The following is a 13146-nucleotide window of genomic DNA, read 5'->3' as shown; positions in this document are numbered from 1 at the left end:
CCCGCCAGCATCATCGGCAACTCGACGTTTTCCAGGCTGGTGAGCCGACTGATCAGGTGGAATGCCTGAAAAATAAAGCCGATATACTCCGCCCGCAGGCTCGCACGCTTTTCCTCCGGCAGTATTTCAGTAGCCAGATTATCGAGCCGGTAACTGCCATTGTCAGGGCGATCCAGCAGACCAATCATGTTCAACAGCGTGGACTTGCCCGATCCAGAGGGCCCCATCACCGACAGGTATTCCCCTGCGGTCACGGCAAGATTGATGTCCCGCAGGGCATGCAAAGGCTCACCACCCAGCTGATAGGTCTTGCTGAGGTTGCAGAGCTCAATCATGGATCGACGTGCCAATTTTTGCCGGTGCACCCACTTCTACGCCGCTGCCACCAATATTGCTGACGATCTGATCGCCTTCCTGCAGCCCTTCAAGTACCTCGGTATAACGCCAGTTGGCCAATCCCTTACGGATCAGCTTGCGTTGCAGATACCCCTGCTCATCCACCACCAGCACATAATTGTCATCCACCAGCAGTTCCGACGGAATTCGCAGTGCATGGTCACCACTTCGCAGAATAATCTCCATATCCGCACTGTAACCAGCCAACAGTTTCACCCCATCGGGCAACGCATCCAGAGAGGCTTCAACCTCCACGGTACGGGCCTGCTTTTCCTGATCAAGAATATAGGGGGAGATGCGCTTGACCACAGCGGGAAAGACCTGCTCCCTGAACGCGTCCAGAGTAACCCGGACCGGCATGCCGACAGCAATACCTGAAGCATCCACCTCATCCATCGGGGCGCTGATGAAGTGGCAGTTATCGGTCAACAGATCAATGGCCGGAGGGGTCATCACACCAGGTGGCGAGGGCGTGGCGTACTCCCCCACTTCTCCTGTCACTTCGGCCACGGCACCGTCAAATGGTGCCCGCAATGAGGTCTGCTCCAGTATGGCGCTAGCCAGCGATACGCTCGCGGCGGCCTTCGCCTGGCGGGCCTCGGCAGCCTCACAGTGGGCAACACTGGCCTGAGCACGGGATTCAGCCAGATCTGCAGACTCTCTGGACACCAAGTTTCTGTTTGCCAGGTTGATCAGGCGCTTTGCTTCGCGCAGATCGGACTGCGCGTCAATACAGGCACTTTGGCGGTCTTTTTCGGCAGACAATGCCGCCGCCTCGGCAACCTCAAGCTGGGCGAGCCGATCCTTGTTCCACAGTACCATCAACAGCTGCCCGGCTTTGACCTGATCCCCTTCCTTTACCAGCAATTGTGCAATCTGCCCACCGATGGGCAGTGCCAGTCGGGATCGCTGACAGGCCATCACCGTACCGGCACGGGTATTTGCCACGGTGCGCTCGACCAGACCGCGCTCAACCGCAACAACCGTGACAGTAACGGGCTCTGGACGTGACCAGTAATAAAACAGCCCGGCAAGGACCACCAGAACGGCCAACGTGATTAGGCTTTTTTTCATCCGCGACGACCCATGCAAGTTGAAGTAACACCCTTACATCATAAGCCTTGTTGTGGGGGATGTGCGTTGACCTGCATCGGTCAACCCAAAAAAATAAAATGATACCGACAAAAAACGGCCCGCAGGCCGTTTTGAGTGGGCCTAGATGACCGAGGTCCCGTCCATGAAGGGGCCATCCACACAGATTCTCCGCCCGTCCGGGGCGGCACAGGCGCCACAGAGGCCAACGCCGCATTTAGTCAGGTAATCAATCGCACTGAATATCTGATCATCGCCACAGAATTCCCTTTCCACGGCCACGGCGGCGCGCACCATCGGGGACGGTCCGCAGTTGTAGAAAATGAGATTTTTGCGTTCCGCCGGGGCCAGCTGCTGCAAATATTCCCGCAGCAATTCGGTGACAAACCCGTGGAAGCCCTCACTGCCATCGTCAGTGGAGACATGTACCGGAGCAATCTTGCGGCATTCATCAAGAAAATAGAGGCGCTCACTGCTCCGGGCGCCGGTGAAAATTTCACTGTTGGAAAAATCCCGGGCCAGTTGGTAAACCGCTGCGAGACCGGTACCGCCACTGACGGTGATGATTTTGGCACCGGCCGGCGGGGCAACAGGGATGCCGTGGGGGCCGCGCACGTAGGCCTCGGTGCCGGGCTGTAGTGACATCAACTCGTGGGTAAACAACCCCACGTCGATCACCGCCAGCGAGAAAGGATCGTCGGTCAGTGCCGAGAACGGTTTTTCACCCAGCCCCGGAATCCACAGAAAAACGAATTCACCGGCCTGCACATCCACCTTGCGATCAAAGGTGAGAATACAGATGTCGTCCGTTACCCGCTCATTCGACACCAGTATCACCGGGCGGAACTGCATATCCACATCGTAGCGGATCATCTGCTCCGCAGCATTGCTGCCCTGCACCATGTCCCGCTCGAGAGTACGGAAATACTCGCCCATTTCGTCGGTGGTCAGGCCAATCAGCGCAGAGCCAATACCGACAATATCGGCACCGGCATCGCGGAAGGCCCGCACATCATCGGCACTGCTGACGCCGCCGCAACCGATGATCGGACAATCCACCGCTTCGGCCATTTCCCGCACGCATTTCAGGCCGATCGGTAACACGCCCTTACCGGACATGCCACCGGAACCGTGACTCAGTACCGGATGGCCGTGTGACGAAGTGTAGCCGGGCCCCACGGTATTAATCGCACAGAGTGCATCGGCACCACCGGCCACCGCCGCCCTGGCGATCTCGGCAATATTCGGTGTGTTGGGTGTGAGCTTGGGGATCACCGGGATACTCACCACAGCCTTGACCGCCGCGGTGATCTGACGGACCAGCTCGGGATCCTGGCCCATTGCCATGCCGTAACCCTTGGCGTGGGGACAGGACAGGTTCAGCTCCAGACCATCGGATACCGGGGCGACAATTTTGGCCACCTCCACAAATTCCTCGACACTGCCGCCAAAAATGGAGGTGAGCAGGAAGCGATCTTCCGGCACCCGAAGGGTCGCCAACTGGGCAGCAAGCTGCTCGGCACCGGGATTGGTGAGTCCCACCGCATTGACGAAACAACCGGGCGCGTACTGGCTGATCACGGGCTCCCGATAACCGGACCTCGGCGTCAGGCCAACACTCTTGGTGGTAATGACGCCCACTTCCGGCATGGTGTCAAAAATACGCTGAATAATTGACGTGGCCGTGGTCACAATGCCGGAAGGAATGGTGTACGGGGCGGTAATCTGCTTGGTGAGAAAGGGTACTTTTGACATCGACAGGGGCTGACCTGAGAGAAAGTAAGGAAGGGGCAGAAGGATAAACGTCCTCGGCACTGAAATCCAGCCGCCAGCTACACAGGGGGCTCCAGCGAATTGACAACCGACGCCATACTGACCGGACCGACGGGCACACCGGAATGAAAGCGGAATTCCGTATCCTGCGAAATCACCAACTGCTGTTCACACTGGCGAATCGCCTCGATTCGATTCTCAACCTCCCCGGCTTTGCCGACCCGGCGAGCCAGAGTCAGGTAATCCCGGTAGTGGCGTCCTTCGGATTGCAGCAGTGACCGGTAGAATGCCTGTAACTCCGGATCGAGATGGGGTGCCAGGCAGGCAAAGCGCTCACAGGAGCGGGCTTCGATAAACGCACCGACAATCAGGGTATCCAGCAACTTTGCCGGCTCATGGGTGCGCACCCGTTGCCGCAACCCCGCCGCATACCGGGATGCACTGATATTGCTGTATGGGATACCCCGCTTTGCCATGATGGCAATGACCTGCTCGAAGTGACGCATTTCCTCCCGGGCCAGGCGGGACATTTTGTTGAGCAGCTCAAAATTGTCGATGTAGCGGTAGATCAGGTTTAACGCCGTGCTGGCAGCTTTCTTCTCGCAGTTGGCATGGTCTATCAGCAAAACATCCTGATTTTCCGGCTTTATTGCCGCCTCGACCCAACTGTCGGGTGTTGGACAGGACAGGAAATCCTGAATTTCATCGAGCGCGGATACTGCCACAACAACGTGTCCCTGGTGTTTGAATCTTTCGGTCTCAGAGATCGGCTGAAAACGTGTCCCGCTCGCTGATCAGTATATTGTCCATCTGGTGAACAATTGGCCGGGCAGCGACCGTACTTCGCCAGTCTGCCAGACCGGCCATGTCATCCATTACTGTCCAGGGGCCAAACTTTTTCAGGGCGCTGTTGACCAGATCCAGGCAGTGATCGGCCACGATATCGGCATAGCTGAATTCCTTGCCGCACAGGTAAGGGTCAAATCTGGCCAGTCGAGCCAATGCGTCCAGACCCTGCTCCACCTCGACCGCCGCCTGATCCACAGCCGCCTGATCGGGGGCAGCGGTGCTGCCGGCACGATCAAGCAGGCGACTGACCGGCTGCTCAATGTGCAGCTGCAGAATACTCATCAACTCCCTGACTTTGGCCCGCTCAAACACATCCCCCGGCAGCAGGGGCGTCTCCGGAATAATTTCTTCGAGGAATTCCATAATCACCAGAGTGTTGCTGATAAAGCCCTCCCTGGCTTCCAGAAGGGGCACCTCGCCCATCGGGCTCATGCTCAGAAACAGGGGTTCCCGGCTGGGATAACTGTGGACCTCTTCAAATTCGAAGCCTTTTTCCAACAGCGCCAGTTTCACCGTATTGAAATAATGACTGGTGTGAAATCCGTACAATTTGAGCATGGTGGCTACCCGTTCCGACACCCTCATCGGGCCTGATGGTCATGCCGGAAATTGTAACAGAGAATTTACTGGATGAATGACCGTTATCAACCAGAGTCAAGTTACCCTGAATTTTGATCTGTAGTAAGATAGTAACCCCTATGGGCATGCCAGTAAGCCCAGCCAGAATACCCATATCAGTGACCCGTCACCGATAGCCCAGCCGGGATTGATCCCGGACTGGGTACACTCACACAATAAGAGGACACACACTGTGCTTGAAGCCTATCGCCAACATGTGGCAGAACGTGCCGCCGAAGGAATCCCACCCAAACCCCTGACACCCGAGTGGACCGCCGATCTGGTGGAGCTGCTGAAAAACCCGCCCGCCGGGGAAGCGGCGTTTTTACTCGACCTGATCGCCAACCGCGTTCCACCCGGTGTGGATGAAGCAGCTTACGTCAAGGCCGGCTTTCTCAGCGCAGTGGCCAAAGGCGAAATTACCTGCCCGTTGATTCATCGTCCCGCCGCAGTAAAACTACTCGGCAACATGCACGGCGGCTACAACGTCGCAACGCTGGTTGAGTTGCTGGATGATGCCGAGCTCGTCAATGACGCAGCCGAACAGCTCAAAAGTACCATTCTGGTGTTTGACGCATTTCATGATGTCGCCGAAAAAGCCGATGCCGGCAATGCTCAGGCAAAAGCTGTGCTTCAGTCGTGGGCCGATGCCGAGTGGTTTACCCGGCAGGATGCCGTCCCCGAAAGTATCAAGGCGATTGTTTTCAAGGTGACCGGGGAAACCAACACCGACGATCTGTCGCCTGCACCCGATGCCTGGTCGCGCCCTGACATTCCCCTGCATGCACTGGCGGCCTACAAAATGACCCGCGACGGCCTGACGCCCGATGAGCCCGGCAAAATCGGCCCGATGAAACAAATCGAGGACATCAAATCCAAAGGCTTGCCGGTCGCCTTCGTCGGCGACGTGGTGGGCACCGGCTCCTCACGCAAATCTGCCACCAACTCGGTATTGTGGTTCTTCGGCGATGATATCCCCGGTGTGCCGAACAAACGCTCCGGTGGCATCTGTATCGGCAACAAGGTCGCCCCGATTTTCTTCAACACCATGGAAGATGCCGGTGCACTGGTCTTTGAAGCGCCGGTCGATGAGATCAACATGGGCGATGTGATTGAGATCCGTCCCTATGAAGGCAAAATTCTCAGTGAGTCCGGTGCCGTATTGTCCGAGTTTCACTTCAAATCCGGTGTGATTCTGGATGAAGTACAGGCCGAGGGCCGCATCAACCTGATTGTGGGCCGCGGCCTGACCCAGCGTGCCCGCGAACATCTGGGGCTACCCGCCTCCGACCTGTTCCGCCTGCCGGCGCAACCGGCCGACACAGGCAAGGGCTACACCCTGGCGCAAAAAATGGTCGGCAAGGCCTGCGGTCTGCAGGGCGTCCGTCCCGGGACCTATTGCGAACCGAAAATGACGACCGTGGGCTCCCAGGACACCACGGGGCCAATGACCCGGGACGAGCTCAAGGATCTGGCCTGCCTCGGCTTCTCTGCCGATCTGGTGATGCAGTCTTTCTGCCATACCGCCGCCTACCCGAAACCCGTTGACATCGAGACGCAACACACTCTGCCCGACTTCATCATGAACCGCGGTGGTGTTTCGCTGCGTCCGGGCGATGGCATTATCCATAGCTGGCTGAACCGCATGTTGTTGCCCGACACCGTCGGCACCGGCGGTGATTCACACACCCGTTTCCCGATGGGTATTTCTTTCCCCGGCGGTTCCGGTCTGGTGGCCTTTGCCGCCGCCACCGGCGTGATGCCGCTGGACATGCCGGAATCGGTACTGGTTCGTTTCAAGGGTGACCTGCAACCAGGTATCACCCTGCGCGACCTGGTGCACGCCATTCCCTACTACGGCATCAAGGAAGGTCTGCTGACCGTTGAGAAAAAAGGCAAGAAAAACTTCTTCTCCGGTCGTATTCTGGAAATCGAGGGTCTCGATAAACTGACCGTGGAGCAGGCATTTGAACTGTCCGATGCCTCGGCTGAGCGCTCTGCAGCCGGCTGCACCATCAAACTCAGCGAAGCCTCTGTGTCGGAATACCTGAAATCCAATATCACCCTGTTACGCTGGATGATTGCCGAGGGTTATGGCGATATCCGCACCCTGGAGCGGCGGGTGAGTAAAATGGAAGCCTGGCTCGCCAATCCCTCGCTGATGAAAGCCGATGCCGATGCCGAGTACGCGGCTGTGCTGGAAATCGATCTGGCGGACATCAAGGAACCGATTGTCTGCTGCCCCAACGATCCGGACGATGCGCGACTGCTGTCCGATGTGGCGGGCGACAAAGTGGACGAGGTCTTTATCGGTTCCTGTATGACCAATATCGGCCACTTCCGGGCGGCGGGCAAATTGCTCAACGAAGCGCCCAGTATCAACACGACTTTCTGGATCTGCCCGCCCACCCGCATGGACGCCCATACCCTGAAGGAAGAGGGCTACTACAAGATTTATGAAAAGGTCGGCGCACGGACAGAGATGCCAGGTTGCTCGCTCTGCATGGGCAATCAGGCTCGGGTCAACGCCGGTGTCACGGTGCTGTCCACCTCCACTCGCAACTTCCCCAACCGCCTGGGTGACGGGGCCAATGTCTACCTCACCTCTGCCGAACTGGCTTCTGTGGGTGGTATTCTGGGTCGCCTGCCCACCACGGCTGAATATATGGAATATGCGAACAAGATCAACTCCATGTCCAGCGATATCTACCGCTACATGAACTTTGACCAGATCGCCTCCTTCCAGAAAGGGGCCGACGAGGGCAAACGGATTGCCGCAGAGCAAATCGTTAATGTAGCCTGATCATATAAGCTATTGAAAAACCCCGCTTTTGCGGGGTTTTTTTTGGCTCATTACAGAGAGATTCATGAAATCCGGCGATTAGGTTGCCTATTCTAATCTGCTGTGACTAAATGATTTCACACTGTTTTGGCAGGTGCTGTATATGCATTATCACTTTTACGACTTGTACCGCCAGTCCCTGATGCCGGTCAACACCGCACTGGACCTGGCTCACGATATTGTCACTCACGAAAAAAACCCCCTCTCCAAAACGCGTCTTGGCAGGCTGCGCAAAGCCTTTCTTGAATCCGCAATTCGCCTTCTGAAACACTACCCGAAACAGGGATTTGAATACGAGCCGGTGGTGATTGATGACGTGGAATATCCGGTTCACGAAGAGGTGGTGATGGAAAAACCCTTCTGCCACCTGCTGCGCTTTCGCCGCGAAGGCCTACCCGCCAATGCCCCGAAATTGCTTTGTGTGGCGGCACTGTCCGGTCACCATGCCACGCTGTCCCGGGAAACCTTCGGTCAGTTCCTAGATGACTACGAAGTCTATGTGACCGACTGGCTCGACGCCCGCGATGTGCCTCTCTCCGAAGGTAAATTCGGCTTCGAGGAATATGTACAATACGTGATTGAGTTCATGGAGCATATTGGTCCCGGCAATCACATGTTTGCGATCTGTCAGGCGGCTGTACCCGGCTTGGTAGCAGTAGCACACATGTGCAAACACAATCATCCCGATCGGCCGAAATCGCTGATCATGATGGCCGGCCCCATCGATATCCGGATCAACCCGAACAAGTTCAGCAGAAAGGTGGAGAAAATCTCTGCTCCCCTGTTGCGTCGCGTGGCCATTCACAAGGTTCCGTCGCGCTATGACGGCGCCGGACGGAAGGTCTATCCGGGGATGGTACAACTGGGTGGTTTCATGTCGATGAACATGCGGTCACACGCGCAGAAACATATTCAGTTTTTCAAGGACATCGCCGAGGGCAAAATTGCCGAAGCGGATCGCCACCGGGATTTCTACGATGAATACATGGCGGTACTGGATATGGATGCCGACTACTACATGGAAACCATGGAGCGCGTGTTTCTCGACCAGCACCTGCCGAAAGGTATCATGCAGTATCAGGGTGAAACCGTTGACTGCGGCGATATCAAGGATGTCGCTATCCTCACCCTGGAAGGGGAAAAGGACGACATGATCAGCCTCGGTCAGACCGAGGCCGCTCTGGATCTCTGCACCAATCTGCCGAAAAAATTGAAAAAACACTACGTTCAGATGGGCGTCGGCCATTACGGCATCTTTAACGGCAGCAAGTACCGTGAGTTTGTGGCCCCGCTGATGAAAGACTGGATCAATCGCCACAACAAATAATGCTGTTCAGGCATGGGCAAAGGCCGGTCATCCACCGGCCTTTTTGTTTGGTTTTTTAAACAGGGCCGGTCTTCCGACCCGATCAATGCACCAACGATGCCGTCTGTATAAATCCTGTACAACCCTGTAGAATCCGCCCTCCCTTACTTCAGGTGATCGACATGACAGAACTCCTCTCCCCCGCCGGTTCTCTCAAAAATATGCGCTATGCATTAGCCTACGGTGCCGATGCCGTCTATGCAGGTCAGCCACGCTACAGCCTGCGAGTGCGCAACAACGAATTCAATCATCTGGATGTAATGGCGGATGCCATTGTCGAAACCCACCGGCAGAGCAAGCAGTTTTATATTGCCAGCAATATTTCGCCCCACAATGACAAAGTGCGCAGCTACCTGAAAGATATGGCGCCGGTGATCGAAATGCAGCCCGATGCCCTGATTATGTCCGATCCGGGTCTGATCATGATGGTTCGGGAAAAATGGCCGGAGATGCCCATTCACCTGTCGGTTCAGGCCAACGCGGTGAATTATGCGACCGTCAGATTCTGGCTCCAGCAGGGGATTGTCCGCACCATTCTGTCACGGGAGTTGGGCCTCGAGGAAGTTGAAGAGATTCGCCAACACGTGCCGGAAATGGAACTGGAAGTGTTCGTGCACGGCGCACTCTGTATTGCCTACTCGGGCCGCTGCCTGCTGTCTGGCTACATGAATCACCGCGATTCCAACCAGGGCGCCTGTACCAATGCCTGCCGCTGGAAATACGATGCCCATGAGGCGACCCAGACTGAAACCGGCGATATTATTCCTACCAAAACCTGGGAACCGGAAAAACCGGACAGCCACGACGAGGTTGAGCCGATGATGCTGCTAGAGGAACAGGGGCGTCCCGGAGAAATGATGCCGGCCTTTGAAGACGAGCACGGCACCTACATCATGAATTCGAAGGATTTGCGCGCGGTCCAGCATGTGGAAAAACTGATTGGTATGGGTGTCCAGTCACTGAAAATCGAGGGTCGCACCAAATCCCATTACTATGTGGCCCGTACAGCACAGGTCTATCGTCGCGCCATTGACCACGCCCTGGCGGGCAAACCCTTCGACATGAGCCTGATGGCCGAACTGGACCATCTGGCCAACCGCGGCTATACCGAAGGCTTCTATCGCCGCCATGTGCCCCAGGAGTATCAGAATTATGAGCAGGGCGCTTCGGGCAACCCCAACCAACAGTTTGTCGGTGAAATCTGCGGTGTTGAGCGGGAGAAAGGCTGGTTCACCGTAGATGTCAAAAACCGTTTTGAATCTGGCGATACACTGGAGCTGATCACCCCGCAAGGCAATATGACCTTCAATCTGGATGCTCTGGAAAATCGCGATGGCGTTAAGATCAACGCGGCACCCGGCTCCGGGCATGTGGTTCGAATCCCCATGCCGGCGGACCTTCCCCTACCGGAAGATGGCGGTTACGCCATGCTGATGCGCTATATGTAGAGTCAGCGCTGTTGGAGCTCGGCGCGGCAAGACAGCGCCAAAACCAACGGCTTCCTGCTAAACTGTAGCCCGGCGAAAATCAAAAATCCGAGGTACTGTGGCAAAGATTATCCTGTTGCTGGCGGTGGGCCTGGTGGGTTACCTGCTCTGGCGGCAATACCAACGACAACCCCCGGAACTGCGCCGCAAGGGATTACTTCGCGGCGCTTTCTATGTTGTGCTGGGTATTATACTTCTTCTGGTGGTCACCGGTCGGGTGCATTGGCTGGCAGCAGCAGCGGCTGCCGCTCTGCCGCTACTCAAACTGTTGTTCGGGTTGGCGCTCAGGGCATGGCCCTTTCTGCAGGTTCTGCGCAGAAAAAACCAGCCACCACCACAACAGGCAAGCGTTGGCACCAGTGGCGAGCTCAGTCAGCAGGAAGCTTTCCAGTTACTTGGCCTGCAACCGGGGGCCAGCAGGGAAGCCATTATCGATGCCCACAAACGGCTTATCCAGAAGCTGCACCCTGACCGCGGCGGCAATGACTATCTCGCTGCCAAACTGAACGCCGCCCGGGATCTGTTACTGAAATTGCACAGTTAGCCTGCCCGCTGTCCATGGGCCAGCAACAGATGAATATAGCGCCCCAGCCACCGGTACGGATCTCGCCGGGAATAAGCCAACTCCATCTCGATCACGGCTTCGGCAACGGCATTGCCACCGCGAGGGTTCGTTACATAATCGTGAAAGACCCGCACCCCACTGATCGCCTTTTCCGCCAGACCGGCATCCTCCACCCACTGTTTGACCTGCTCGGGATAAAGTGAATTGACCGGCGTGAGACTGCCTGCATCCGGCACGAATCCCTCCCTTTTCAGCAGGTTGAAATTGCCTCGCAACAAATTGCGGTATTCAAAGGAATGTCGATTGTAATAGGTAAGCGACAGGCAGCCCTCAGCGGCCAGAAAACGTTGCAACTGCGGCAACAATAATTCGGGCCGGGCCAGCCACTCCACCACCGCGTGACAAATCACCAGATCGAACTGTCCCGGCTGCTGCTCCGCCAATTCCTGAAACGGGCAGTGGTGCCAGGTGATGTGTTCGTAGACCCCGGCCTGCCTGGCAGCCGTCTGTGCCACGGCCAGCATCTCTGCGGATATATCATTGACGACCACCCTGTGACCCAGACCGGCCAGGCGAATGGCCAGCTGGCCGAGACCGGCACCGACATCCAACACGGTGAGTGGCTCGGTGCCACGAATCTGTGGTAGATGCTCCTCCAGATCCCGCCACAGCACCGCCAGACGAATATCGCCCTTCAGTCCACCATAAACCTTGCGCTGAAAGCGCTCCGCAAGGTCATCAAAATTTCTGTCCTGAATCATAGCCGCCATTATCCGACAAAACCGGTTCGAATGAATGCTGACACCTGAAATATTTACAGGCTAAGTTATTTGCCGCAGGGAAATAGCGCAGCTAGAATACGCGCCCATGAGACTCAATGCCTCCGCCCCGGTGGCACAGCTGGATAGCGCAGCCCCCTCCTAAGGGGCAGGTCGCAGGTTCGAATCCTGCCCGGGGCGCCAATTTAAGTTAATGTATTTAAAATATTTATTTTATAAAATACAAAAAACTTTTGAATCCAACTAGTTCGTTTGTCACAATCCTGTCACACCAAGGCATAAAACAACCTCTACAAGAAGGTGCGAACAGGCTCCATGGCAACAATCAGAAAGAACGGCAACAACTGGCAAGCAATAGTCAGAAGGAAAGGCTTCAAGCAGCAATCAAAATGCTTCCCATTTAAAAGGGATGCCGAAGCCTGGGCCAAGGTTATTGAATCGGAGCAAATACGAGGGACCTTTGTTGATACCACCCTAGCTTCTACCACAACATTCTTGGACGCTTTAGATCGGTACGAAGAAGAACAAGCAGCGCAAGGCAGGCGGTCAATCAGGCAACTAAGATCTCAACTTAAGCTCTTAAGTGCATCTGATCTGGCAAAGATTAGCATTCTCAACATCAAACCTGCGGATATCAATTCATTCAAACGAGAACGCATGGCACGCGGGATAAAACAGGCCACGTACACCAAAGACCACAACCTACTCCATAGACTTTTTGAGGTTATTCAAAAAGAGTGGGGGATAGAGTTGCCAAGAGGCAATCCTGTCAAACGCGTCTTTAAACCAAAGAATACATACATTGAAGGAAGAGAGAGACGACTGGAAAAGCTTGAGGAAGAACTACTGCTAAATGATTTGGAGCAACGATCACATGAGACAGCGATGGCTGTCAGGCTAGCCCTTGAAACAGGTATGAGACGGGGTGAATTATTGAAAATCAGATTTGACCACATTGATACAGAAAAGCAGTGTCTAGTAATCCCAGAAACTAAAACCGACAGAAAGAGAGTCATTCCTTTAACCGATAAAGCATTTGAGCTAATAGACAAAAGAATCCGTACTATCCTGCATGACCTTTATGACATGGAAATAGATGGCATACACAGGAGAGTCACCGACAAAGCTGGATACAGAGAGTCGTTACAAAATGAAGAGCAATGGAGCAAGGAGCTGCTTTTCAGAATGAAACCAGACTCACTCACACAAGCATTCTCCAGAGCATGCCATAAGCAAGGCATAGAGAATCTGACCTTTCATGACCTTAGACACGAAGCCATCAGCAGGCTCTTTGAGGCCGGCTTAGACATGATGGAAGTAGCACATATAAGCGGTCACAAAAGTTTTGACATGCTTAAAAGATACACACATTTAAAACC

11 protein-coding genes and 1 tRNA gene are annotated in these 13146 nt (G+C 55.3%); 6 read left to right on the top strand and 6 right to left on the bottom strand.

Annotated elements, in window-relative coordinates:
• The 5 genes from ACTF5G_RS08690 to ACTF5G_RS08670 all read right to left on the bottom strand — a co-directional run.
• A partial coding sequence (locus ACTF5G_RS08690; protein ID WP_438952427.1) for an ABC transporter ATP-binding protein occupies nt 1-335 on the bottom strand: 335 nt, incomplete at its 3' end.
• Entirely contained in the window at nt 328-1470 is a 1143-nt protein-coding gene (locus tag ACTF5G_RS08685) for an efflux RND transporter periplasmic adaptor subunit (RefSeq protein WP_438952426.1), read from the bottom strand. The genes ACTF5G_RS08690 and ACTF5G_RS08685, both read right to left, overlap by 8 nt.
• 141 nt (nt 1471-1611) lie before the next feature.
• Entirely contained in the window at nt 1612-3243 is a 1632-nt protein-coding gene (locus ACTF5G_RS08680) for a tRNA-dihydrouridine synthase (RefSeq protein WP_438952425.1), read from the bottom strand.
• A gap of 77 nt (nt 3244-3320) precedes the next feature.
• Nucleotides 3321-3986: a tRNA-(ms[2]io[6]A)-hydroxylase gene (locus ACTF5G_RS08675; protein ID WP_438952424.1), complete on the bottom strand. Its 666-nt coding sequence runs from the start codon at nt 3984-3986 to the stop codon at nt 3321-3323.
• Between the two features lie 34 nt (nt 3987-4020).
• Nucleotides 4021-4668 carry a glutathione S-transferase family protein gene (locus ACTF5G_RS08670; RefSeq protein WP_438952423.1) on the bottom strand — a complete coding sequence of 216 codons (648 nt, stop codon included), beginning with the start codon at nt 4666-4668 and terminating at the stop codon, nt 4021-4023.
• A 253-nt stretch (nt 4669-4921) separates the two neighbouring features.
• Here ACTF5G_RS08670 and acnB point away from each other — a divergent pair, with 253 nt between their 5' ends.
• From acnB to ACTF5G_RS08650, 4 genes are all read left to right on the top strand, one after another.
• Nucleotides 4922-7531 (top strand): bifunctional aconitate hydratase 2/2-methylisocitrate dehydratase, encoded by a 2610-nt coding sequence (gene acnB / locus ACTF5G_RS08665; RefSeq protein ID WP_438952422.1) that lies wholly within the window; start codon nt 4922-4924, stop codon nt 7529-7531.
• Between the two features lie 142 nt (nt 7532-7673).
• Nucleotides 7674-8897 carry a polyhydroxyalkanoate depolymerase gene (gene phaZ / locus ACTF5G_RS08660; protein WP_438952421.1) on the top strand — a complete coding sequence of 408 codons (1224 nt, stop codon included), beginning with the start codon at nt 7674-7676 and terminating at the stop codon, nt 8895-8897.
• 161 nt (nt 8898-9058) lie between these two features.
• On the top strand, nt 9059-10384 hold the full coding sequence (gene trhP, locus ACTF5G_RS08655) for a prephenate-dependent tRNA uridine(34) hydroxylase TrhP (RefSeq protein WP_438952420.1): 1326 nt from the start codon (nt 9059-9061) through the stop codon (nt 10382-10384).
• 97 nt (nt 10385-10481) lie between these two features.
• Complete coding sequence (locus tag ACTF5G_RS08650; RefSeq protein ID WP_438952419.1) at nt 10482-10967, top strand: molecular chaperone DnaJ; 486 nt, start codon at nt 10482-10484, stop codon at nt 10965-10967.
• Here the strand turns inward: ACTF5G_RS08650 and ACTF5G_RS08645 are convergent.
• Entirely contained in the window at nt 10964-11758 is a 795-nt protein-coding gene (locus ACTF5G_RS08645) for a methyltransferase domain-containing protein (protein ID WP_438952418.1), read from the bottom strand. The two genes, ACTF5G_RS08650 and ACTF5G_RS08645, sit on opposite strands and share 4 nt — an antisense overlap.
• Nucleotides 11759-11873: 115 nt before the next feature.
• Between ACTF5G_RS08645 and ACTF5G_RS08640 the strand changes: the two genes are divergently transcribed.
• Both ACTF5G_RS08640 and ACTF5G_RS08635 read left to right on the top strand, forming a co-directional pair.
• A tRNA-Arg gene (locus tag ACTF5G_RS08640) sits at nt 11874-11950 on the top strand.
• A 132-nt stretch (nt 11951-12082) separates the two neighbouring features.
• A partial coding sequence (locus ACTF5G_RS08635; RefSeq protein WP_438952417.1) for a site-specific integrase occupies nt 12083-13146 on the top strand: 1064 nt, incomplete at its 3' end.

The sequence above is a fragment of the Porticoccus sp. genome (assembly GCF_965660005.1).
GTDB lineage: Bacteria > Pseudomonadota > Gammaproteobacteria > Pseudomonadales > Porticoccaceae > Porticoccus.
The sequence above is the reverse complement of the archived record's forward strand: the minus strand, read 5'-3'. Positions and strand labels throughout refer to the sequence as shown.

Coding starts and splice junctions, on each gene's coding strand:
- ACTF5G_RS08685 (WP_438952426.1), bottom strand. CDS start 1,470: ATGAAAAAAAGCCTAATCACGTTGGCCGTTCTGGTGGTCCTTGCCGGG.
- ACTF5G_RS08680 (WP_438952425.1), bottom strand. CDS start 3,243: ATGTCAAAAGTACCCTTTCTCACCAAGCAGATTACCGCCCCGTACACC.
- ACTF5G_RS08670 (WP_438952423.1), bottom strand. CDS start 4,668: ATGCTCAAATTGTACGGATTTCACACCAGTCATTATTTCAATACGGTG.
- phaZ (WP_438952421.1), top strand. CDS start 7,674: ATGCATTATCACTTTTACGACTTGTACCGCCAGTCCCTGATGCCGGTC.
- trhP (WP_438952420.1), top strand. CDS start 9,059: ATGACAGAACTCCTCTCCCCCGCCGGTTCTCTCAAAAATATGCGCTAT.
- ACTF5G_RS08645 (WP_438952418.1), bottom strand. CDS start 11,758: ATGGCGGCTATGATTCAGGACAGAAATTTTGATGACCTTGCGGAGCGC.